The 22,831-nt window shown below is 72.0% G+C and carries 16 protein-coding genes; 10 read left to right on the top strand and 6 right to left on the bottom strand.

The window, feature by feature from the left end:
• Window positions 1-13: 13 nt before the first annotated feature.
• On the top strand, window positions 14-754 hold the full coding sequence (locus tag ACZ4XD_RS07145; RefSeq protein ID WP_468038995.1) for a phosphatase PAP2 family protein: 741 nt from the start codon (window positions 14-16) through the stop codon (window positions 752-754).
• Entirely contained in the window at window positions 751-1,449 is a 699-nt protein-coding gene (locus ACZ4XD_RS07140) for an HAD family hydrolase (protein ID WP_468038993.1), read from the top strand. The genes ACZ4XD_RS07145 and ACZ4XD_RS07140 overlap by 4 nt, the downstream gene beginning before the upstream one ends.
• Before the next feature lie 33 nt (window positions 1,450-1,482).
• Here the strand turns inward: ACZ4XD_RS07140 and ACZ4XD_RS07135 are convergent, their stop codons facing one another.
• From ACZ4XD_RS07135 to ACZ4XD_RS07120, 4 genes are all read right to left on the bottom strand, one after another.
• Complete coding sequence (locus tag ACZ4XD_RS07135) at window positions 1,483-1,881, bottom strand: VOC family protein (protein WP_468038991.1); 399 nt, start codon at window positions 1,879-1,881, stop codon at window positions 1,483-1,485.
• A 145-nt stretch (window positions 1,882-2,026) separates the two neighbouring features.
• A complete protein-coding gene (locus tag ACZ4XD_RS07130) occupies window positions 2,027-4,246 on the bottom strand; it encodes an NADP-dependent isocitrate dehydrogenase (protein WP_468038989.1) in 2,220 nt (739 codons plus the stop codon).
• Between the two features lie 196 nt (window positions 4,247-4,442).
• Window positions 4,443-4,982 (bottom strand): hypothetical protein, encoded by a 540-nt coding sequence (locus ACZ4XD_RS07125; protein WP_468038987.1) that lies wholly within the window; start codon window positions 4,980-4,982, stop codon window positions 4,443-4,445.
• 125 nt (window positions 4,983-5,107) lie between these two features.
• A complete protein-coding gene (locus ACZ4XD_RS07120) occupies window positions 5,108-5,968 on the bottom strand; it encodes a DUF3761 domain-containing protein (protein WP_468038985.1) in 861 nt (286 codons plus the stop codon).
• 892 nt (window positions 5,969-6,860) lie between these two features.
• On the opposite strand from ACZ4XD_RS07120, the gene ACZ4XD_RS07115 reads away from it, so the two are divergent.
• The 5 genes from ACZ4XD_RS07115 (at window position 6,861) to ACZ4XD_RS07095 (ending at window position 13,189) form a co-directional block, all read left to right on the top strand.
• Window positions 6,861-7,802, top strand: coding sequence for a hypothetical protein (locus tag ACZ4XD_RS07115; RefSeq protein WP_468038983.1), 942 nt, complete (start codon window positions 6,861-6,863; stop codon window positions 7,800-7,802).
• A 56-nt stretch (window positions 7,803-7,858) separates the two neighbouring features.
• Window positions 7,859-9,394, top strand: a complete 1,536-nt coding sequence (locus tag ACZ4XD_RS07110; RefSeq protein WP_468038981.1) for an amino acid permease — start codon at window positions 7,859-7,861, stop codon at window positions 9,392-9,394.
• Between the two features lie 270 nt (window positions 9,395-9,664).
• The gene (locus ACZ4XD_RS07105) at window positions 9,665-10,345 is read left to right on the top strand and encodes a response regulator transcription factor (protein ID WP_468038979.1); all 681 of its coding nucleotides are present in this window, start codon (window positions 9,665-9,667) and stop codon (window positions 10,343-10,345) included.
• 124 nt (window positions 10,346-10,469) lie between these two features.
• Entirely contained in the window at window positions 10,470-11,126 is a 657-nt protein-coding gene (locus tag ACZ4XD_RS07100; RefSeq protein ID WP_468038977.1) for a Pvc16 family protein, read from the top strand.
• Window positions 11,123-13,189, top strand: a complete 2,067-nt coding sequence (locus ACZ4XD_RS07095) for an ATP-binding protein (RefSeq protein ID WP_468038975.1) — start codon at window positions 11,123-11,125, stop codon at window positions 13,187-13,189. Before ACZ4XD_RS07100 ends, ACZ4XD_RS07095 begins: the two co-directional genes overlap by 4 nt.
• A 52-nt stretch (window positions 13,190-13,241) precedes the next feature.
• Here ACZ4XD_RS07095 and ACZ4XD_RS07090 read toward each other — a convergent pair whose 3' ends face one another.
• Complete coding sequence (locus tag ACZ4XD_RS07090) at window positions 13,242-14,594, bottom strand: RICIN domain-containing protein (RefSeq protein WP_468038973.1); 1,353 nt, start codon at window positions 14,592-14,594, stop codon at window positions 13,242-13,244.
• Window positions 14,595-14,675: 81 nt separating this feature from the next.
• Window positions 14,676-17,693, bottom strand: coding sequence for an AfsR/SARP family transcriptional regulator (locus tag ACZ4XD_RS07085; protein ID WP_468038971.1), 3,018 nt, complete (start codon window positions 17,691-17,693; stop codon window positions 14,676-14,678).
• A gap of 332 nt (window positions 17,694-18,025) precedes the next feature.
• Between ACZ4XD_RS07085 and ACZ4XD_RS07080 the strand changes: the two genes are divergently transcribed.
• The 3 genes from ACZ4XD_RS07080 (at window position 18,026) to ACZ4XD_RS07070 (ending at window position 22,752) form a co-directional block, all read left to right on the top strand.
• The gene (locus ACZ4XD_RS07080; protein ID WP_468038969.1) at window positions 18,026-19,222 is read left to right on the top strand and encodes a hypothetical protein; all 1,197 of its coding nucleotides are present in this window, start codon (window positions 18,026-18,028) and stop codon (window positions 19,220-19,222) included.
• Between the two features lie 134 nt (window positions 19,223-19,356).
• On the top strand, window positions 19,357-21,081 hold the full coding sequence (locus ACZ4XD_RS07075; protein ID WP_468038967.1) for an eCIS core domain-containing protein: 1,725 nt from the start codon (window positions 19,357-19,359) through the stop codon (window positions 21,079-21,081).
• Window positions 21,082-21,171: 90 nt separating this feature from the next.
• Complete coding sequence (locus ACZ4XD_RS07070; RefSeq protein WP_468038965.1) at window positions 21,172-22,752, top strand: phage tail sheath family protein; 1,581 nt, start codon at window positions 21,172-21,174, stop codon at window positions 22,750-22,752.
• Window positions 22,753-22,831 lie beyond the last annotated feature (79 nt).

Here is a 22,831-nt window from a genome sequence, read left to right as displayed (position 1 = left end):
CGAGGATCGGGATATGCCACCGACGCCACGCCCTGCCGTCCGGTCGTCCGCCGTGGGCGACGACCGCCGTCCCGCCCCCGCCTCCCGTGTCCCGGCCCTCCCGTGCGCCGTTCTCTGCGCGCTCGTCTTCGGTCTGCTGCTGACCCTGGTCGCCGTGCGCTGGGAACCCTTGATGGCGGTGGACCGGGCGCTGGCCGGCGCGCTGCACCGGACGGCCGTCGCCGCGCCCGGCTGGACCCGCCTCAACCGGGTGCTCAGCGACTGGCTGTGGGACCCGTGGATGATGCGCGCGGTACTGGTGGCGGCGGTGGTGCTGCTCGTACGGCGGGGAGAACGGCTGCTCGGACTCTGGGTGGCGGCCACCGCGCTCGTCGGGACGGGGCTGCAGCAGGTGCTGAAGGCGGCGGTCGGCCGGGACCGCCCGGTCTGGCCGGATCCGGTGGACGCGGCGCATTACGCGGCGTTCCCGTCAGGCCACGCGATGTCCGCACTGATCGCCGGCGCGCTGGTGCTGTGGCTGCTGTGCCGGTGCGGGGCCCGGTCGCTGTGGCGGTGGACGGCCGGGGCGGTGGCCGTGGTCTCGGTGGTCGGCGTCGGCTTCACCCGGGTATATCTGGGCGTGCACTGGCTGTCGGATGTCGTCGGGGGCTGGCTGCTGGGCGGGGCGCTGGTGGCCACGGCGGCCGCTACGTACACCGGGAACGCGCCCCGGGTGGGGAACGGCGCCGCACAGTGGGCAGGGAAGCGGTCATGACAACCATCAAGGGTGTGCTCTTCGACTTCTCCGGAACCCTGCTGCGGATCGAGCCGGCCGAGTCCTGGCTGCGGGCGGCGCTGGCCGCGTGCGGTACGGCCATGACCGATGCCGAGATCGCCCGCCGGGCGGCCGCGCTGGAACGGGCCGGTGCGCTGCCCGGCTCCTCCTCGCCCGTCGAGATCCCCGCCGCGCTGGCCGGCCTGTGGGAGATCCGGGACCGCGACGCCCGCCACCACCGCGCGGTCTACACCGGCCTGGCCCGCCAAGTACCGCTCCCCGACCCCGCGTTGTACGACGCGCTCTACGACCGCCATATGACGGCGGCGGCCTGGCAGCCCTACCCCGATGCCACCGAGGTGCTGGCGGAACTGCACCGTCGCGGCACCCGGACCGGCGTGCTGAGCAACATCGGCTGGGATCTGCGGCCGGTGCTGCGCGGCCATGGCCTGGACCGCTCTCTGGACGCCTGTGTGCTGTCCTACGAGCACGGCATCCAGAAGCCGGATCCGCAGCTCTTCGCCCTGGCCTGCCGGGAGTTGGGGCTGGATCCGTCCGCCGTGCTGATGGTGGGCGACGACCGCCGAGCGGACGGCGGCACCACGGCGCTGGGCTGCTCGTTCCTGCCGGTGGACCATCTGCCGGTGGACCGGCGCCCGGAAGGGCTGCGGCCGGTGCTGGACCTCGTGGGTTGAGCGACGGGCGCCGGGCGGGCCGGGGCGCGGAGGTCAGCCGGTGGACCGCGGTGTCAGCCATTCCTGGAGCTCGACGAGGTTCCCGTCGGGGTCCTTGAGGTGGGCGACCCGCATCCGGTCCGTCATCGGCGCCGGGCCGTGCGCGAGGACGGCGCCGCGCCCGGTCAGCTGGGCGCAGTAGGCGTCGAGGTCATCGACCCGGAGGACGACCAGGGACCGGTAGCCGTCCGGCGCGTTTGCCAGTTCGCCGAGGACCCGGGCCATCTGGGCGCGCTCCTGAAGCGCGATGCCCGCGGTGCCGTCGTCGCAGGTGAACTTGGCATACGGGCCGTCCGGCGCCGCGAACTGCGGGGTGAGCCCCAGCGTGTCCTGGTAGAAGCGGTAGCAGCCGTGGAAGTCCGAGACGAGCAGGCGGACTTGGGCGAGTTCCATCGATACCCCCGTGCGGAAAAGGTGCGGACCCTGCACGGTGACGCTATCCCTTCCCGGCTCCGCTGACCGGGCCGCCGCCGGATACGGCACCGCCCCGGCCGGTGGGAAACCGGCCGGGGCGGCAGGGGCGTGCGCAGCTGTCGGGTCAGCCGAGGTTCGCCAGCGCCTGGTTGAGGGTCTTCGACGGACGCATGACCGCATCGGCCTTCGCCACGACGGGCTGGTAGTAGCCGCCGATGTCGGCCGGGGAGCCCTGCACCGCGATCAGCTCGTCGACGATGGTCTGCTCCTGCTCGGTCAGCGTCTTGGCGAGGGCCGCGAACGCCTCCGCGAGCTGAGCGTCTTCGGTCTGCTTGGCCAGCTCCTGCGCCCAGTAGAGCGCGAGGTAGAAGTGGCTGCCGCGGTTGTCGATGCCGCCGAGCTTGCGGCTGGGCGACTTGTTCTCGTTGAGGAAGGTGCCGGTGGCGCGGTCGAGGGTGTCGGCGAGCACCTGGGCGCGCGCGTTGCCGGTCTTCTGCGCGAGGTGCTCGAAGCTGACCGCGAGGGCCAGGAACTCACCCAGGCTGTCCCAGCGCAGGTAGTTCTCCTTGACCAGCTGCTGGACGTGCTTGGGCGCGGAGCCGCCGGCGCCGGTCTCGAACAGGCCGCCGCCGTTCATCAGCGGGACGACCGAGAGCATCTTGGCGCTGGTGCCCAGCTCCAGGATCGGGAACAGGTCGGTCAGGTAGTCACGCAGCACATTGCCGGTGACCGAGATCGTGTCCTCGCCGCGGCGGATGCGCTCCAGGGAGAAGGTGATCGCGTCGACCGGCGACATGATCTCCAGCTGAAGGCCCTCGGTGTCGTGCTCGCCGAGGTAGGTCTTGACCTTCTCGATGAGCTGGGCGTCGTGCGCACGGCCGGCGTCGAGCCAGAAGACGGCCGGGTTGCCGGTGGCGCGGGCGCGGGTGACGGCGAGCTTGACCCAGTCGCGGATCGGCGCGTCCTTGGTCTGGCACATCCGGAAGATGTCGCCGGCGCCGACGACCTGCTCCAGGACGGCGTTGCCGTTCTCGTCGAGGACCCGGACGGTGCCGGTGACCGGGATCTCGAAGGTCTTGTCGTGGCTGCCGTACTCCTCGGCCTTCTGCGCCATGAGACCGACGTTCGGGACCGAGCCCATCGTCGACGGGTCGTAGGCGCCGTTGGCGCGGCAGTCGTCGATGACGGCCTGGTAGATGCCGGCGTAGCTGCTGTCCGGGAGGACCGCGAGGGTGTCGGCCTCGGCGCCGTCCGGGCCCCACATGTGACCGGAGGTGCGGATCATGGCCGGCATGGAGGCGTCGACGATGACATCGCTCGGCACGTGCAGGTTGCTGATGCCGCGGTCGGAGTCGACCATGGCCAGCTCCGGGCCCTCGGCGAGCTCGGCGTCGAAGGACGCCTTGATCTCGGCGCCGTCGGCCAGCGACTCCAGGCCCTTGTAGATGCCGCCGAGGCCGTCGTTCGGGGTCAGGCCGGCGGCCGCGAGCGACTCGCCGTACTGGGCGAACGTCTTCGGGAAGAAGGCGCGGACGACGTGGCCGAAGATGATCGGGTCGGAGACCTTCATCATCGTGGCCTTGAGGTGCACCGAGAACAGCACGCCCTCGGCCTTGGCACGGGCGACCTGCGCCGTGAGGAACTCACGCAGCGCGGCCACCCGCATCACGGACGCGTCGACGACCTCGCCCGCGAGGACCGGTACCGACTCGCGCAGGACGGTGGTGGAGCCGTCGTCGCCCGACAGCTCGATGCGCAGCGTGCCGTCCTGGCCGATGACCGCGGACTTCTCGGTGGAGCGGAAGTCGTCGACGCCCATGGTGGCGACGTTCGTCTTCGAGTCGGCCGTCCAGGCGCCCATGCGGTGCGGGTTGGACTTGGCGTAGTTCTTGACCGACGCCGGCGCCCGGCGGTCGGAGTTGCCCTCACGCAGGACCGGGTTGACGGCGCTGCCCTTGACCTTGTCGTAGCGGGCGCGGATGTCGCGCTCCTCGTCGGTCTTCGGGTCGTCCGGGTACGCCGGCAGCGCGTAGCCCTGCTCCTGAAGCTCGGCGATGGCCGCCTTCAGCTGCGGGATCGAGGCCGAGATGTTCGGCAGCTTGATGATGTTCGCCTCGGGAGTCTTCGCCAGCTCACCGAGCTCGGCGAGGGCGTCGTCGATGCGCTGCCCCTCCTCCAGGCGCTCGGGGAAGCTCGCGATGATGCGCCCGGCCAGCGAGATGTCACGGGTCTCCACGCTGACGCCGGCCGTCGACGCGTATGCCTGGATCACCGGCAGGAACGAATACGTCGCCAGGGCCGGGGCCTCGTCAGTGTGGGTGTAAATGATGGTCGAGTCAGTCACCGGGTGCTCCGCTCCACGTCTGCAACATTGCTCGACATCAAGATATCTCGTGGGCGGCCCCCTCTCGACAGGACCCCGCCCCGGACAAACCGGAGGAAATACTTCCGACCTGCCACGACCGGCGAAAACCGGCCGCCCGCCGGGGCGGGCGACCGGCCTGCTGCCCTTCCGCCGCCCCGGCGCCCCGGCGCCCCGGTCAGCCGATCTTGGTCCACTGCCGGCAGCCGTTGGTCTCGAAGGTCTCCCCCGTGTGCACGGTGACACGGGCGGGGCCCTTGGCGGTGCCGTTGGCGAGGATGCCGGCCATCGTGCCGCTGGAGTCCTTGGCCCGTACCCAGTAGCACAGCGGCACATCGGAGGCGGCGGGGCCGCCGGTCCGGTAGGTACCGGCCGCGATGTCCTTCCCCACGAGGTAGCTGCCCTGGCTGACCGCGGTGGCGGGCGCGGCGGGCACCGTCGCCCGCGCGGTGGGCCCGGTCGCCCGTCCCGCCTTCTCCGCTGCGGCCTGCGCCGTCTTGGCGGAGACGGTGACCGTGACGGCGCGGGCGGGCTTCGCTCCGTCCTTCTTGCTGCCGCCGCCGACGGTGACGCCGAGCCCGAAGACGACGAGGGCGCACCCGGCCCCCACCGCGATCTTGAGCCCGGAGTGCCTGGTCACCGGCGGCTGCGCGGCCGGCGGGGGCGCGAACGGGTGGGGCTGCCGACCGGAGGGCGCGGGCTGCGGCGAGTACGACATGATCAATCCCCCTGGCATCTGTGATGGTGTCGTGAAGACCACCCAATGCCGTCGAAGGTTGCACGGCCAGGCGCCCGCCCGGCCCGCGCCCCGTACGCCCCGCCGCTTCCGGACCGGGCGCCCGCTCAGGCCGGAAGGCTCCGCAGCCAGACCGCGACCCCGTGGTGGTGGCTGCATGTGCCCCGCCGGTGGGCGCTGTAGCTGTAGGTCCCGTCGTTGCATCGCGCGGAGGCGCCGGCCGGGGCTTGGGCTTCCTCCTCGCCGCCACTCGTGGAACTGCTGCCGCCTCCGGAGCCGGTGCCCCCGGAGGAGCCGGAGCCGCCGGAGGAACTGGAGGAGCCGCTCCCGTCCGCACCGGAGGAGGCGGAACCGCCCGAGGTGCTGGACGAGCCGGAGGAGCTGGAGGAACTGGACGAGCCGGAGGTGCCGTCCGCGGTCGGATCGTCCGTGGGCTCAGGGGCGCCGTCGTCGCCTGCCGACCCTGACGCGTCAGGTGCGTCGCAGCTCTCACCGGTCTTCACGACGGTGAAGGTGAGCGTTTCGGTATCCGTCATGTCCGACCCGGCGGCCGGCTCTTGCGCGCACACCTGCCAGTTCCGGTCCCACACCTGCATGCGGTGCCGGACGGACAGATCGCGGCTCTCCAGCAGGTAGATGCCCCTGCCCTGCGCGTCGTCCTGCGCCTCCTGAAGGTTGCTCCCGGCGTAGTCCGGCACGGTGACGATGCTGCTCTCGCTGTCGGAAGCGTCGCCGCCGTCCGTGGCGTCGGACGCGTCGGAGGCACCGGATCCGTCCGCTCCGTCCGCTGCGTCCGCCGCATCGGACACGTCGGAGACCGAGCTGCCGGCGGACGGCTTCGACTCCTCGCCGCCGTCCATCAGGTTGACGCATCCGCCGACCAGCAGCACGAAAACGGCGATGACCGCGCAGCCGAGCCGGGCGTTCTTCTTCTCTTCCGGCGACATCGGCCGTTGGTTCCCGGTCATGTGGCCCCCCTGTCGTGCGACTGCATACTCCCCTGCATGCATGGCCCTGCCCACGGTCGCGAGCCGCCGCCCGGCTGAAACCGGGGGGACAAGTGGTGTCGGAGTGCTGCCTGCGTGAGGGAGGCCGCGCCGCTCCGCGGCCAGCGGTACGGCCCTCCCGTCGCGTCAGGCGATCCAAGGCGTCTGGAACCGGGAGAGTATCGAGTTGTTGAACATCGAAATAGACGAAGTGAAGAGACTGTGATGATGTCGTGACCGAAACGGGTGGGCAGCCCATCGGGCCGCTCTGCCGGACCGTCAACTCGTCCTCGAACGCGGGCCGATGGACACCCGGGGAAACTCGGGCACCCACACGGCGTCGGCCGGCAGCTCCATCACATGAGCTTTTATCGCCGAAGCAATGTGCGCAGGCGCGCGTCAGTGAATAGTCTTCTTTCTCAAGTCAGCACCACATGACCGAAGTTGACAGCCCGCTTGCGCAGTACATGCATGCCACGTACAGGAGATTGCGGTGATTGCCCCTCAAGGTCGTATCGGGCTGTCGCCTGCGCACGAGACAGCCCCGCAGCAGGGGCCGGATCCGGGGCTCGCGGCGATCGCCCCCGGCTCCCCACGATGTCCGGGCAGTCTTCTCACCAGCGGCGCGGAACCGGTGCCGGACCGCCTCGCCCGACGCCCTCGCCGGCCCGCCCGCCAAGGACGCCGGGCATACGGGCCCGGCCGGCCCCATGGTCGTTCGCCCAGCGCGACGCGCTCCCCCTACGTCGGCGTCCGCCACGACGGACGCCCACCCGGAGGCCTGAAAAGTGCCTGTTGATCATCCCCGTGCGCACCGTCCTGCGCATGGTGAGGAACTGTTCCCCGCACCCGAGAGAACACCGGCGGGCCGGCCGTGAGACGTCAACCGGCGTTCGACCGGCATCCGGCGCGGGACGACACCCGGTTGCGCGCGGTGGTGGAGGACGCCGCGATGGGCAGGTGGGAAGGCGCATCGGAACTGCTGACCGCGACCGGCGCCGACTGGGACCGCCGGATCTTCCGCCTCCAAGTGCTCGCCCGCGCGGGGGCCCGGCTCACCTTCGCCGACACCTGGGCACAGGCCGAACCCCGTTCCCCTCATGCGCTGGCCCTGCTCGCCACCGTCCTGGCACTGCGCTCGATGGCCGGCCCACGGGGACAGGGCAGCGGGCCGGACATGGAGGCGGCCTGGGAGACCTGCCATGCCGCCAGTGATGCGTTGCCGGCCGATCCCACGCCGTATGTCGTGATGCTCGCCCTGCTGCGCTTCCACTCCCCGCCACGCGACCGGCAGTGGCGGGAGACGGTGCACACCGTGTGGCAGGAGATCGAGGAACGCGACCCGTGGAACAGGGAGGCGCACCACGAGCTGCTCACCTACATGTTCCCTGACCAGCACGGCGTGGCGGGCGAGATGTTCCACTGGGCGCAGGAGCGGTGCGCCCATGTCCCCCGCGGGATGCCGCTGCACGTCCTGCCACTGGTCGCGCTCGCCGAGTCGCACCGGATGCGGATGAAGAAGGAAGGCCACCGGTACGGCCTGACGGTCCACCCCTGGACGGACAACCCGTCGACCCAGCAGGCGTGGGTGAACTGGTGGACGTACCGGGCCCCTTCCATGCCGCACGCCGCCTTCCATGAGGACGCCAACTACCTGGCCCATGCGATGTCCTTCGCGAATCAGCACCGGGCGGCGGCCGAGGTGTTCGACGCCATCGGCCCGTACGCCACGGATGTGCCGTGGAGCTATTGCGGAGACGCCCAGCAGCTCTTCGCCCGGCATCGGAAATGGGCGGTCAAGGGGTCCGCACCGTAGCCCCGGCCGAGGTTGTTCCGCACGTCACCGCGCCACCAACAGGAGAGGTCCCAGCCATGCCACTGGAGATTCCAAGCGTCACGCAGACGGAGGAGGAGCGCCTCGCCGAACTGGGCATCGCCCAGACGTTGGACCGTTCGATGTCCGGGCGGCAGAATTTCGCCGTCTCGTTCACCATCATCAGCATCCTGTCCGGCTGCCTGACCATGTACGGCTTCGGGATGAACACCGGCGGACCGGCCCTGATCATGTGGGGCTGGGTGCTGGTCGGTCTGATGACCCTGTTCGTGGGCCTGGCCATGGCCGAGGTCTGTTCCTCCTATCCGACCTCCGCCGGCCTCTACTTCTGGGCGCACAAACTCGCTCCGCAGCGGTCCGCGCCGGCCTGGGCGTGGTTCACCGGCTGGTTCAACACGCTCGGCCAGGTGGCCGTGACCGCGGGCATCGACTTCGGCGCCGCGTCTTTCCTCAATGCCTATCTGAAACTCCAGTTCGGCTACGCCGCCACTCCCGCCCACACGATCCTGCTCTTCGGCGTGATCCTCCTGCTGCACGCCGTGGTGAACACCTTCCGGGTGCGCGTGGTCGGCTTCTTCAACACCGTCTCGGTGTGGTGGCACCTGATCGGCGTCGTGGTCATCGTCGGCGCGCTGCTGGTGATCCCCGAGAAGCACCAGTCACCCGCTTTCGTCTTCACCGAGTTCGTCAACAACACCGGCTGGGGCTCCGCGGTCTATGTCGCGCTCATCGGCCTGCTGATGGCGCAGTACACCTTCACCGGCTATGACGCCTCCGCCCATATGACGGAGGAGACGAAGAACGCCTCGGTCGAGGGGCCGAAGGGCATCGTCCGCTCGATCGTGGTGTCCTGGGCCGCCGGATTCGTGCTGCTCTTCGGTCTGACCTTCGCCATCCAGTCCTACACCGGCGCGCTGGAGTCGGGCACCGGGGTGCCGCCGGCCCAGATCTTCCTGGACGCGCTCGGCGCGAGCACCGGCAAGCTGATGCTGCTCGTCATCATCGGGGCCCAGCTGTTCTGCGGGATGGCGTCGGTGACCGCGAACTCCCGCATGATCTACGCCTTCTCCCGCGACGGGGCGCTGCCGTTCTCCGCCGTCTGGCACAAGCTCCACCCGGGGACCCGCACCCCGACCAACGCGGTGTGGCTCGCCGCGGGCGGTGCGTTCGTCCTCGGTCTGCCGTACCTGTTCAACACGACCGCGTACGCCGCCGTCACCTCCATCGCGACGATCGGGCTCTACATCGCCTACGTGGTGCCCACGCTGCTGCGTCTGCGCCAGGGCGAGAACTTCCGGCGCGGCCCCTGGCACCTGGGCCGCTGGTCGAAGCCGGTGGGCGTGACCGCGGTCGGCTGGGTCGCGGTCATCACCGTGCTGTTCATGCTGCCGCAGCAGAGCCCGGTGACCCTGGAGACCTTCAACTACGCGCCCCTCACCGTGGGTGTGGTGCTGGTCTTCGCCGGTACCTGGTGGCTGGTCTCCGCCCGCAAGTGGTTCCTCAACCCGCAGCACCCGCGCAGCAACCCGGCGCAGGGCTCGGCGCCGGAGCGAACGGCTTCCGCCTCGCACTAGGCGGCCGCCGGCCACGGGGGTGGGGGGGGGGGGTGCCCCCCCCCCCCCCCGCCCCCCCCCCCCCCCCCCCCCCCCCCCCCCCCCCCGGCTCCGCACGCCCCGCCTTCCCCATGCGATGCGGTGGTCGTGCCCCTTCTCGCCTCGACGCCGAAGCCTCCGCTCCGGCGTTGATTGCCCGGTAAACGTTTGTTGATTGCCTTCACTCACTCTGTGACTGTCGGTAAATCGGGGGCGAGACGAGGAAAATAAGTGCCGGATACACGTGTCACGGTGACAGTGCACGCCGCCGACCCGCTCAGTCGGGCCGGGGTCGTCAGTCACCTCCAGCACCAGCCCACCGTCGAGCTTGTCCAGCACCAGACCGGAACAGCGGTCAGGGAGCGGACGGAGCAGACGGAACGTGGCAGAGCGAATGAAGGCGGCGGGGAAGCGGTCGGAACCGTGGCGATCATGCCCATCGACCGGTTCGACGACCTGGCCGCGGCCGAACTGAGGCGGCTCATACGGGGCGGCGAGCAGCGCGTCGTCCTCATTGCCCGGGATCTGCGCGAGCCGGAGCTGATGACGGCCGTGGAGTACGGCGTACGGGCCATCCTGTGGCGCCATCAGGCCACCCCGCAGCGGCTGTTACGGGCGGTGCAGAGCGCGGCGCGCGGCGAGGGCGACCTGCCACCGGACCTGATCAGCACACTGCTCACCCAGGTGGGGCAGCTGCGGCGGTCGGTAACGGCCTCGCCCTCCGTCGGGTACGTACCGACGCTCGGAATGGCGCCGCGCGAGGTCGATGTACTGCGGCTGATCGCCGAGGGGCTGGACACCCGGCAGATCTCCGAGAAGCTCGCCTACTCCGAGCGCACCGTCAAGAACATCCTGCATGCCCTGATGACGCGGCTCCAGTTGCACAACCGCGCGCACGCCGTCGCCTATGCGCTGCGGGAGGGCTACATCTGATGGGCACGGCAGGAAGCACGGAAACGGGTGGGGACGCGGAGACAGGTGCGAATGCAAGAGCAAGGGGCGCAGCGGTGACGGAGTGGGCACAGGAAGCGGCGGGTCGCCGGGCGGGGGAACGCGCATGATGCACGAGGTCGATGAGGCGCTCCGGCGGGTGCTGCGCGGCGGGGTGCTGCCGGACGGCACCGGGGACGTCGCGTTCGAGGCGCCGACCCGCGACTGGGCGGCGCGGCGCAACGCCCCCACGCTCAATGCGTATCTCTACGACATCCGGGAGGAGGTCGCCCGCCGCGAGCGCGGGACGATCGCGGAACGGGACGCCGCCGGGGTGGTCGTGCGCCGGCGTCAGCCGCACCGCTGGTTCCGGCTGTCCTACCTGGTCACGGCGTGGACCACCCGCCCGGAGGACGAGCACCGGCTGCTGTCCGCCGCGCTGGGGTGCCTGCTCTCGCACGAGATCCTGCCGGCGGCCGCGTTGCCGGACGCGCTCCGCGGGCCGGCGGTGAGCATTCCGCTCACCGTCGCCGTGCCCCCGCCCGAGTCCCGCTCGATCGCCGACATCTGGTCGGCACTCGGCGGCGAACTCAAGCCGTCCCTGGACGTGGTGGTCACCGTGCCCTTCCCGGTCTCGCCGTCGTACGAGGTGGCGCCGCCGGTCACGGAGGGCGCGGTCACGGTCGTCCACGGAATCGACGGCGTGCCCGGCGACTCCCGGCCCCGGATGCTCCGGTCCGCTCCGGGTGCCGCGCCCGCGCAGGGCAGCGAGGGGGAACGGTGACGGGCAGCACGGCAGGCGACACTCCCGGCGGCGCCCTGCTGACCCGGCTGGCGGGGCTGCGGGAGCGGGTGGCCGGGCTGGTCGAGCGGCGCAGCGCCGACGATCCGACGGCTGCGGACCCGCTACGCGGGCTGTATGTGACCCCGGAAACGGCCCGACGGCTGGCCGCGCAGCCGCCGACGGACGCCGATCCGTCCCTCGGCGAGAGGTTGGCGGGTCAGGCACGGACCGGCGAGCCGGCCGACGAGGCAGCGGACCGATCGGCCGCGCTCGCCGGGCGGTTCGGGCTGTCGGCCCTGGACCTGCATATCCTCCTGGCCGCGCTCGCGCCCGATGTGGACCGGGGCTTCGAGCCGCTGTACGGCTACCTCAACGACGATGTCGGACGTCGCCGGGCCACGGTCGCGCTGGCGCTGGACCTCGCGGGCACCGGCCCGTACGACCCCGCGGCCCGCGCCCGCTTCCACCCCGCCGCGCCGCTGCTGTCCGGTGGGCTACTCGTCATCGAGGACGAGGACCGGCCGCTGCCGGGACGGGCGCTGCGGGTGCCGGAGCGGGTGGTGGCCCATCTGCTGGGGGACGACGGCCTCGACCCGGAACTCGGCACCGGTGAGGTCGAGTTGCTGGCGGCGGGACAGCCGGCCGCCGGCCGTACCGGAAGCGAGGCCCGCACCGGGGACGAGGCGTTCGCCGGGCGGCTCGCCGGGCTCGCGAGTGAGCGGCCGCTGGCCGTACATCTGCGGGAGCGCCGGCCCGGTACCGCCGCCGCACCGGTGACCGACGGGCTGCGGCGCGCCGGGCTGCCCGTGCTGCGGTACCGGCCGGACGGCCGGCACGGTGACGGGATGGGCCTCGCGGGGGCGCTGCTGCGGGAGGCGCGGCTGCGGCGGGCCGCGGTCGTCGTGGGGCCGCTGCCGGAGCGGCCCGACGGACTCGTCAGGGCGCTGGCGGGCCGGGACGTACCGGTGGTCTTCTTCGGGAGCGAGCCGTACGACCCGGGCTGGGCCCCGGATTCCGGGCTGTTCGCGCTGGAGGCGCCGGATGCCGGGGCGGCGGCGGGTGAGGTCTGGCGCACCGAACTCGGCGCCGTGGACGAGGGTTTCGACCTGGCCGCGGCCGTGGCGCCGTACCGGCTGGGCGCCGCCCAGATACGCCGGGCGGCCCGTGCCGCCACCGCCCTCGCCGCCTTCGACGGGACGCCGGTGACCGCCGCCCATGTCCAGCACAGCGCGCGTCAGCAGTCCGCGCCGCTGCTGGACCGGCACGCCCGGCGCATCCGCCCCGCCGTCGGCTTCGACGGGCTCGTCCTGCCACCCGAACCGCTGACGCTGCTGCACGAACTGGTGCAGCGGGCGCGGCATCGGGAGAAGGTGCTGGGCGAGTGGCGGCTGCGGACCGGCGGCGGGCGCGGCCGGGGCGTGGTGGCCCTGTTCGCCGGGGAATCCGGTACCGGAAAGACGCTCTCCGCGGAGGTCGTGGCCGGCGAACTGGGCCTGGATCTCTATGTGGTGGAGCTGTCCGCGGTGGTGGACAAGTACATCGGGGAGACCGAGAAGAACCTGGAGCGGATCTTCTCCGAGGCCGACCGCACGGACGCCGTGCTGCTCTTCGACGAGGCGGACGCCGTCTTCGGCAAACGCTCGGAGGTCAAGAGCTCACACGACCGGTACGCGAATCTGGAGAGCGCGTATCTGCTCCAGCGGCTGGAGGCATTCGACGGGATCGCCGTCCTGACCACCAACCTGCGGGCCAACATCGACGAGGCGTTCACCCGGCGGCTGGATCTGGTGGTCGACTTCCCGTTCCCGGACGCCGAGCAGCGCATCGCGCTGTGGCGCTCCTGCCTGGCCGCCACCCCCTGCGCGGACGACCTCGCTCTCGATGTCTGCGCCAAGGAGTACGAGCTGTCCGGCGGGGCGATCCGGTCGGCCGCGGTGACCGCGGGCTATCTCGCGGCGGGCCGCGGCGAGGCGGTGTCGGCCGAGGACATCCGGGCCGGGGCCCGGCGCGAGTACCGCAAGATGGGGCGGCTGGTGCCGGACGCTTCGCCGTTGTGGACCTGAGGGTCCCGGTGCGGCCGGGGTCTGGCGGGGTGCCCGCCGGCCCCGGCCCGCGTCACTGACCCTCGGCGATCTTCCAGTCCTGCCGGTCGAAGGGCCCGTCGGCGCACTTGAAGGACACCGCGCCCTTGTCGTTCTGCATGTCGGTCAGACATTCGTCGTTGCTCACGTTGACGATGCGGGTGAGGCCGTTGCCCGTGTCCACCAGCCGCCACTTCTGATGGGGCGGCAGCTGGCCCGAGGCCAGTTGCTCCGGGTCGGCCTTCATGAGCTCGACCTCGTTGGTGCCCGGCTTCAGCTGGGCCACGCCGCCCGGGGCGCTGCCCGGCTCCAGGGAGACCGTGTTGTCCTCGGGGTAGTGGTGGATGGTCCACCACTGGTTGCGGCCGAACTGGTCGTCCGTCCAGGTGGCGCTCTGGCCGATCTGTGTGCCGTCCTCCTGACCGCCCCCATTGGCCTGGAGGTACCAGCCGCCGTTGGCGCCGGACTTGATGGTCTGCTGTGCCGGCCCCTCGTCCTTCGGCTCGTCGCCGCCGGCGGGCTCCTCGGGCTTCTCCTCCGGCTTCTCCTCGGGCTTCTCCTCCGGCTTCTCGGAAGGGGCCGGCGCGGACGGCTTCTCTTCCTTCTGCGGCAGCTTGTGGGACGCGCCGGCCTTCTCCCGCGCGCTCGACGTCAGCTTGGGCACGGCTCTGAACCACATGGCCACGAAGGCGATCGCCGCCACGAGCAGCAGCGACAGCACCGCCATCGCCCAGCGCGGCAGCACGGACGGCTGGAGGTAGGTGCCGTGCAGCTCGGTCGGCTCCGGGACTCCGGCACGCTGCACGGTGACGGTGAACGGGTGCTTGTTGATCCCGCCGACCCAGCTCACCGTGCCCGGACGGATATTGAGGCGCGTGAAGGCGGCCCGGCCCGGCGCGACCTGGACCGATGCCGGCTCGGGTTCGACGGTGAGGGCGTCACCGTTCTCGCGGCCGGAGAGGGACACCGTCAGCGGCTGGTTGCCGAGGTTGTCGACGGCGACCGACGCCTTGGCGCGCCACCGGCCGCGTACGGTCAACGGCACCAGTTCACAGCGGAGTTCGGAGAACGGCCCCACCGTGATCTGGCCCTCGACGACATCGCGGATCTCCGGATGTTCCGTCGGCTCGACGCGGATGCCGAACGGCGTCGGCCCCGCCACGGCGTCCGGCGTACGCGGAGGCGCGAACTCGACCTGCGCCGTGCCCTCGGCACCGGGGTACAGCCGCAGCACATCCGGCTCCACCCGTGTCCAGCCCGCCGCGTCGCCGGCCGGCCGCAGCCGGTACTCCTCCACGGTGTCGCCCGTGTTGCGTACCCGCAGCCTTACCCTCGCGACGGAACCGGGGTCGACGGTGGTCGAAGGCGGTTCCAGTGAAGTCCACATGCTCACCAGTGCAGTCAACCGGCTGCGCCGGGTCCGGGTCAGCGTGCGGAAGGGCAGAGCCGGGGGCAGAGTCGGATGTCCTTACGGCTCCTTGCACCGCAAGCCGCCCCGCGGGCCACCCCTGGGAGGGCCGGTAGCCGGAGGCCGTACATCACCTCGGGCGCGCTGCGGCATGCCGGCACCGCCCGCGCCGAGAGCAGGGCGGGGCGGGCCCCGGTCGGACTCGCCGGGGCCGGGCACCGTGCGGTCGCGGGCGGACCACGACCGTCCCCGGGAGAAGGGGTCGCCCAGCCCCCGTTCGAGGGCGAGGGCCTGCGCCGCACACTCCGGAGCCGCCCGGGCCCGGCCGGTCCCGAACGATGTGCCGCAAGTGATCCGGGCCCAGGTCAGCGTCTCCCGGCACGGGTGTCGAGCGCGACGGCATCGCCGCCGCGCCTGCCGACGGAGGGCCGCCGGCTGCCGCGGAGATCGGGCGCGCTTCCGGTCCCCCACCGCGAGCACGAGGGTCAGTTCGTGGGCGTCCTGGGCGCTGAGCAGGAGGTCAGGGACCGGCCGCGGGCTCTCGGGGAGTGCGCGCACCGCCGGTCCGTACGTCCCGGTGCCGGACCGCGGGGCCCGGAGCAGACGTTGGGCACGTGCCGCGGCCCTGTCGTCGCCGTGCCGCCGGGCGCTGTCCACGGCGCGGCGGATCAGCGGTTCGAGCTCGCGGTGGCGCGCGGTGCTCCGGAGCGCATACGACCACGCGGTGAGGAGGTCCACGGCGGACCCCAGCAGTTCGGGGGACGCGCCCAGGGCCCACTCCACGGCCGCGTACAGCCGCGGGTGCGCGGTGTGCAGCCACTCGCGCGCGGCGTCGGCATCGGCGAACGCACCGCCCGAGCGGTCCGGGCGAGCCGGGCGGTGCGGCGGATCCGGCGGGCCGCCGTGCGGCGCGATCAGCCGCGACGCGGTCAGGACGGTGTCCCGCACGTGGTCGAAGAAGCGGTGCTGTGCCGCCGTCCGCTCGGCAGGGCTGTCCTGGCGTTCGCCGAGCCGCCGGGCGAAGAGCCCGACCAGATCGTGATAGCGGTAGCGGTCATCGCCGTGCACCTCTATGAGCCCGGCATCGACCAGCGCCTCGACCGCCGCCTCCGCCGCGTCGTCCGTGGTGTCCAGCAGCGCGGCCGCGGCGGCCCGGCAGAAAGTCGGCATGCTGCCCAGGGCGAGGGCCCGGAAGGCGTGGCTGAGACCGAGCCCGAGCGCCTCGTAGCCGAGCCGGAAGGTCGCTTCCACTCCCAGGTCGCCCACGCGCAGCTCGTCGAGCCGCCGCTGCTCGCTCAGCCGGGCCACGAGGTCGGCCACGGCCCAGCCCGGCCGGGACGCCAGCCGGGCGGCGGCGATGCGTACCGCGAGCGGCAACCCGCCGCAGACGGCGACCAGTTCGCGAGCTGCTTCCGGCTCGGCGGCCGCCCGCTCCGCCCCCACGATCGCGCCGAGCAGCCCCAGCGCCTCCGCTTCGGCCATCACCTCCACGTCGACCCGGCCCGCCCCGGGCAGCGCGAGCGTCCGCGCACGGCCGGTGACCAGCACCGCGCTCCCCGGCGCCCCGGGCAGCAGCGGCCGCACCTGTGCGCTGTCGCGGGCGTTGTCGAGGAGTACGAGGACCCTGCGGTCGGCGATCAGCGAGCGGTACAGGGCGGACTTCTGCTCCAGCCCGTCCGGTACGGCGCTCTCCGCGACGCCGAGCGCGCGCAGGAAGTGCGTCAGCACGGCGCCGCTGTCGGCCGGGGCCCGGCCGGTGCCCTGCAGATCCACATACAGCTGCCCGTCGGGGAAGCAGGCCCGTACGGAATGCGCCACATGCAACGCCAGCGCGGTCTTACCGACCCCGCCGAGCCCACTGAGCGTGGCCACCACCGGCGCCCGCCCACCAGCCGCCCCGCGCAGCGCCGAGGCCAGGTGGGCGACGGCCTCCGTACGCCCGGTGAAATCGGCGATGTCGGGCGGGAGCTGAGCCGGTACGGGCGACGGCGGGGCGATACACGGGGCGTTCGGGGCGGGGCGGGGCAGGCGGGCGCGGCTGTCGTCAAGGCCGGGGCGGTCAGGGCGGGCACCGTCGGGACGGGGGCGGACAGGCCCGGCGCGGTCAGGACGGGCGCCGTCGGGACGGGCACGCCCGTCGGCGGGGCCGGAAACACGCCGGGCCCCGGGGCCGGTACCGGGCTCGTTCCCAGCCCCGGGCCCACGCCCGTAGCCCCCCGGCCGCGCGCACAACTCCTCGTGCAGCGACCGGAGTTCCGTCCCCGGACCGGTGCCGAGTTCGGCGTCGAGGGTGCGGCGGGTGGCCGCGTAGACCGCGAGGGCCTCCGCCCGGCGGCCCGCGCGGTGCAGGGTCAGCATCAGCAGGGCCTGGGTGTGTTCGCGCAGCGGATGCTCGGCGGCGAAGGCCCGCAGTCCGGCGATCGAGTCGCCCCCCGGACCGGCCCGCCCGCCCAACTCCAGTGCGCAGTCGAAGAGTTCCTCCTGCGCGGTGACGCACAGTTCGGTGAGCCGGTCGCGCTGCCGCTGTGCGTACGGTCCGGGCAGTCCGGCCAGCGCCATACCCTCCGGAAGGGCCAGCGCACCCCGCAGCTGCTCGTACGCGCCCGCGGTGTCGCCCGCACCCCGCAACCGGCGCGCCGTGACCAGCCGCCGCTCGAAGCCGGCCGCGTCCAGTGCCTCGCCGGGGACCCGTAGCGCGTAGCCGCCGCCCGACGACACCAGCAGCTGTCCGTGCTGCCGGGGCGCCCGCTCCGGCTCCAACAGGCCGCGCAGCCGGGAGATATACGTCCGTACGGTGCCCACCGCCCGCGGCGGCGGCCGCTCGTCCCACAGCGCGTCCACCAGCTGTGGTACGGGGACCGGCCGGCCGGCGTGCAGGAGCAGCATCGCCAGTACGGCGCGCTGTTGCGGCGGGCCGAGCGGCAGCGGACGGCCTCCGCGCCAGGCCCGCACCGGGCCGAGCACCTGAAACCGCAGCCGGCCGGCCCGGTCCGGGCTGCCCGCCCGCTCCGCGCCCGACGGCTCGTTCGCGTCGCTGTGCACCGCCAGCTCGCTCCCCTGCCCCTGTCGACCTGCCACGCCACCCCTTTGGACCAGCGCTGATGTGCCGGCCGTACCAAACGTAGCCCAGCATGCGGACACCGATTCCAGGAAAACGTCTGATATTGACCCAACGCCCATTCCCCCGTCTTTCTCCGGCCGCCGGGGCTTCCCGCCGACGCTCACCAGCGTTTCCAGTGCCCATCGATGTCCGGCAGGGCAATCGCACTGCCCGTTCGGCTCCCCTTCCGCCTCTGGAGTCGATCAGCGCTGCGGCCGAAAATCGGCGTGGGGCCACCTGGGCCGGGCCACGGGGCCCTTCAGGACGGACCCCGGACCAACGAATCACCGGCCGCCAGAACGGAGCCCTCGTGCACGCACACGAACGGCGGGCCACGGGAGGGGAATCGGCGCCACGCACCGCGACCCGCGGACCCGAGCGCCCCCGCACCCCCGCACCGGCCCTGTCCACCCATGGGCCGGATGCGCTGCGCACCCTCCAACGGACCGCGGGCAATGCGGCGGTCGCCCGCGCGCTGGCGCCGGAGCGGACAAAAGAGCCACAGCAGGTGCAGCGGTACGCGGAGGGCGAGGCCGCGCACGGCTTCGACAAGGTCTCCACGCAGGGCGGTATCGCCCTCCGGGGCCGGCAGGAGGCCTACGCCGACGCGGACATGATCACCGCCGCCGCGCACAGCCTCGACTCCCAGGAGCGGGTGCCGATCACCCTGGAGCGCGGGGCGGCGGTGCAGGTCGGTGAGCGCACCCTGTACCGGGTGCTGCCCGTGTACAAGGACGCGGCCAGGGCGGAGGCCGCCGTACGGGCCGCCGGGCGGAATGCGGAGGGGGCCGGTCACGAGCCCGTACGCGGGGACACCGGCGCCCAGCGCGACGACAAGCGTGCGGCCTACCTGCGGTCCCTGACCGACCCCCCGGAGGTCCGGCAGCTGGTCGCCCTCACCCAGCGCATCGTGGCAGCGCGCCAGGCGCGGGGCGAACCGCGCAGCTCCACCGTCGACGGCCTGCGGGCCGAGGCCATGAAGCTGGCGGTGGCCACGATGGGCGGCGGCTGGGTCGCCGCCCATTTCCCCTACCCGGAGCGCGCCGGCCGGGAGGGGCTGACCGACCTCGCCGTCCTGATGCCGGGCCTGACCTCCGAGTTCCTCGCCGGCCTCCCCGCCGTCGAGAACCAGGAGGCCCAGGTGCACGAGCTGCTCATCACGCTCCCGAACGACTGTCAGGCAGCGGCCGCCCAACTCATCGGCAGGCCGGCGGACGGCGGGCTCAGCGTGCGGCGTGACGCCCCCGCCGTCGGCGAGAACCACTACGTCGACCTGACCGCAGCGGCCCCGGACGGCTGGGCGAACCACTTCGCCGCCGTCATCCTCCGCGACGGCTCCGACAGCCTGACGTACGAGGCGGCCGCCGATCGCACCAGTGCCCTTCAGCACGGCAAGTCCCTCGGCTACTTCGCGCTGTACGGGCGGGCAGGGACCGACCAGTCCTTCGACACCGTCATCCGGGCCCAGAACCTGGCCTACGCAGCACGGACGGCGCCGCCCACGTGACCGAACGGGCAGTGCGCTCTGCCCCCGACGACGCCCGTTCGTCTCTACAGCCGGGGCCGCCCGTCCGCCAGGGTTGAAAACGTAGGGCGCAGAGACGGCCAGCAGTGGTCAGCAGGTGATGGGGGAGGAACGACGTGCGGGCACAGGATCGGCAGCCGGGCCCGGGGAGCGCACGCCCGGGGGCGGCGCACCCCGCCCGTACGACGCCCTCCCCGGCTTCCGACGCGGCCCGTCAGACGGCGGCCGGCGAGGCGGAGCGGCTCACCCCGGAGGCGGCCGCCGCCCTCCAACGGGCCGTGGGCAACGCGGCGTTCTCGGCCGCCCTGGCCGGCCAGGAGCAGCACCGGCACGGCCCCGGCTGCGGACACGGCGCACCCCCCGCCGTGCAGCGCTCGGCGGTCCACGATGTCCTGCGCACACCCGGCCGCCCCCTCGACGAGCCGGTCCGCGCCGACATGGAGACGCGCCTGGGCGCGGACTTCTCCGACGTGCGGGTGCACACCGACACCTCCGCCCATGCATCGGCCGAGGCCGTCCAGGCCCATGCGTACACCTCCGGTTCGCACATCGTCTTCCAGCGCGGCCGCTACGACACGTCCTCGGCGTCCGGCCGCCACATGCTCGCCCACGAACTGACCCACGTCATCCAGCAGCGCAACGGCCCGGTCGCGGGCACCGACCGCGGCGACGGGACGAAGGTGAGCGATCCGTCCGACCGGTTCGAGAGGGAAGCGGAAGCCAACGCGAGCCGGGTGCTGTCGGCAGAGGTGCAGCGGACGGACGGCCCCGCGCCCGCCCCGGACCACGGCACCACGGGCGGGCATCAGCCCGTGCAGCGGACATTCAAAATCGCGAACAAGACCGTCCAGACCGCTGACGATGTCCTTCCCGTCGAATCGCTGATCGCCAAGGGCAAGGCACGCCATGCCCGTTGGGACAAGGACTTCCAAACCAAGGTCCGCGACGAACTCGTCAAGATGGCGGGCGAGGAGCAGGACCTCGGGCGGTACGGCTCGTACGAGGATCTCCTGGACTTCGCCGAGAAGCGGGTCCGCGCGGCTGCGGCGGCCCACCTCCCTCCGGTGGTCCCCACCGCCATCAAGACCGGTGCGTCGAACCCGGAGCACACGGCAGCGAAGATCTCCGAGACCGAGCAGATCCACCGCCTCGCCGAGGTCCGCCGGCGGCTGTCGCTGCGCGGGACGGAACAGGACCTCGACGGTTTCCGCAATCGCCAGAAGATGGTGAACCCGTTCAAGCACAAGCCGACCGGAAACGCCTACTCCATCGGCCATACCGGAAACTTCGTCCTGGGCGGCCCCCAGGAAGGCGAGTACGACGTGCTCTTCGAACGCGCCGCGAACAGCAGCGGCCTGTCCGACAAGGAACTCGCCAAGCATTTCATCCGGGCCCTGACCGAGCCGGGATATGACTTCGATGGCATGAGCGAGGACGGCCGCAAATACTGCACCAAGGTGGTCGCCATCATCCAGGGCGCCGAATTCCGCCGGGCCGCCGCCAACCCGACCGTGGCGATCGCCGCCTTCAACCAGGTCGTCACCGGCGAGGCCGGCACGCTGCACGAGGCCCTCAACCGGTACGCCATCTTCGCCAAGGCCAAGGGGAATTCCGCCACCGGCGGCTCCAAGGACTCGCAATTCCACCGTGATGGGGATGTGGACCAGGAGGACGGGGACTTCAAGAAGCGGGCGATCAACGAATACCAGGCACTCGCTCAGCTGGTCTCCGCCAACGACTTCGACCCGAACGATGCGGAAGAGTTCTACAAGGGGTGCGACAAGATCGCGGCCACCTCGATGACCTCCTTCACCGCCACCTTCGAATACGCGATGCCCTGACCCCCATCGCCCGCAATTCCTTTCCTCGTCAGCACACCGCACGAGCAGCAATCGAACCGGCCGGTTCGCCTATCCAGGGAGTAACAGAACATGCCCACCTACCTGTCCCCCGGCGTCTATGTCGAGGAAGTCGCCAGCGGTTCGCGGCCCATTGAAGGGGTCGGGACATCGGTGGCGGCCTTCGTAGGTCTCGCTCCCACCGGTCCGCTCAATGAGCCGACCCTGGTGACGAACTGGTCCCAGTACGTGGCCGCCTTCGGGGAGTTCACGGACGGGTACTACCTCGCGCACTCCGTCTACGGGTTCTTCAACAACGGCGGCACGGCGGCGTATGTCGTACGGGTCGGCGGGTCCGACGACGACGGAGCGCAGCAGGCCGCCGCGGCCCCGGAGGCGCCCAGGGCGCTGACCGCCGGTGAGCCGAGTGCGCTCGGGGCCTTCAAGGTCTCGGCGATCGCGGCCGGCGCCGCCAACGGCGGGGCGCTCACCGTCGAGGTGCAGGACGTCGAGGGCGAGGGCGGCGCCGACCGGTTCAAGCTGAACGTCAAGGACGGCGACAAGGTCGTCGAGAGCTTCGACGTCAGCGCGAAGAAGAGCTCGCGGAACTATGTCGTCACGCAGGTCAAGCAGCGTTCCAAGACGATCGTCGTCGAAGAGGCCGCCCCGGCGGCGCAGCTGACGAAGCCGGACGCGCAGCAGGTCACGCTGGCCCCGCCCACCGCCGCGCCCGCGGCGCCGGCCGGGAACGGCGCGGTCGAGCGGCTCGCCTCCGGCCAGTTCATCGGCGACTCCGCCGACCGCACCGGCTTCGGCGGCCTGGAGGCGCTCGACGAGGTCAACATGGTGGCCGTGCCCGACCTGATGGCCGCCTACCAGCAGGGCCTGATCGATCTGGAGCAGGTCAAGGCCGTCCAGCTCGGCCTGGTCGCGCACTGCGAGCTGATGGGTGACCGGATGGCGATCCTGGATCCGCCGCCGGCGCTCAACGCCCGCGACATCCGTAAGTGGCGCCAGGAGGTCGCGGGGTACGACTCCCGCTACGCCGCGCTCTACTACCCGTGGATCAAGGCCTTCGACCCGGCCACCGGCCAGACCCGTACCATCCCGCCGTCCGGGCACATGGCCGGTGTGTGGGCCCGTAACGACTCCGAGCGCGGCGTCCACAAGGCCCCCGCCAACGAAATCGTCCGCGGGGCCGTCGACCTGGAGCTCCAGATCACCCGCGGCGAGCAGGATCTGCTGAACCCGGTCGGCGTGAACTGCATCCGGGCCTTCCCCGGCCGCGGCATCAGGGTGTGGGGCGCGCGGACCATGGCCTCCGACCCGGCCTGGCGCTACCTGAACGTGCGGCGCTACTTCAACTACCTGGAGGAGTCGATTCTCATCGGCACCCAGTGGGTGGTCTTCGAGCCGAACGACGCGGCGCTGTGGGCCCGTATCCGGCGCAACATCTCGGCGTTCCTGGTGAATGAGTGGCGCTCGGGCGCCCTGTTCGGGCAGCGGCCCGAGGACGCCTTCTATGTGAAGTGTGACGCGGAGACCAACCCCGCCGAGTCCGTCGACCTGGGCCGGGTCGTGTGCGAGATCGGCATCGCGCCGGTCAAGCCCGCCGAATTCGTGGTATTCCGGCTGGCCCAGTTCTCGGGCGGCGGCGGGGAGCTGGAGGAGTAAGCACCATCCGCATCCGGGCCCGGCGCCCTTCCTTCCTCCTCATCTCATCTCCCCTTCAGCTCTTTCTTCTCACCACAGG

Source organism: Streptomyces sp. NPDC029466 (assembly GCF_055574515.1).
The sequence above is the reverse complement of the archived record's forward strand: the minus strand, read 5'-3'. Positions and strand labels throughout refer to the sequence as shown.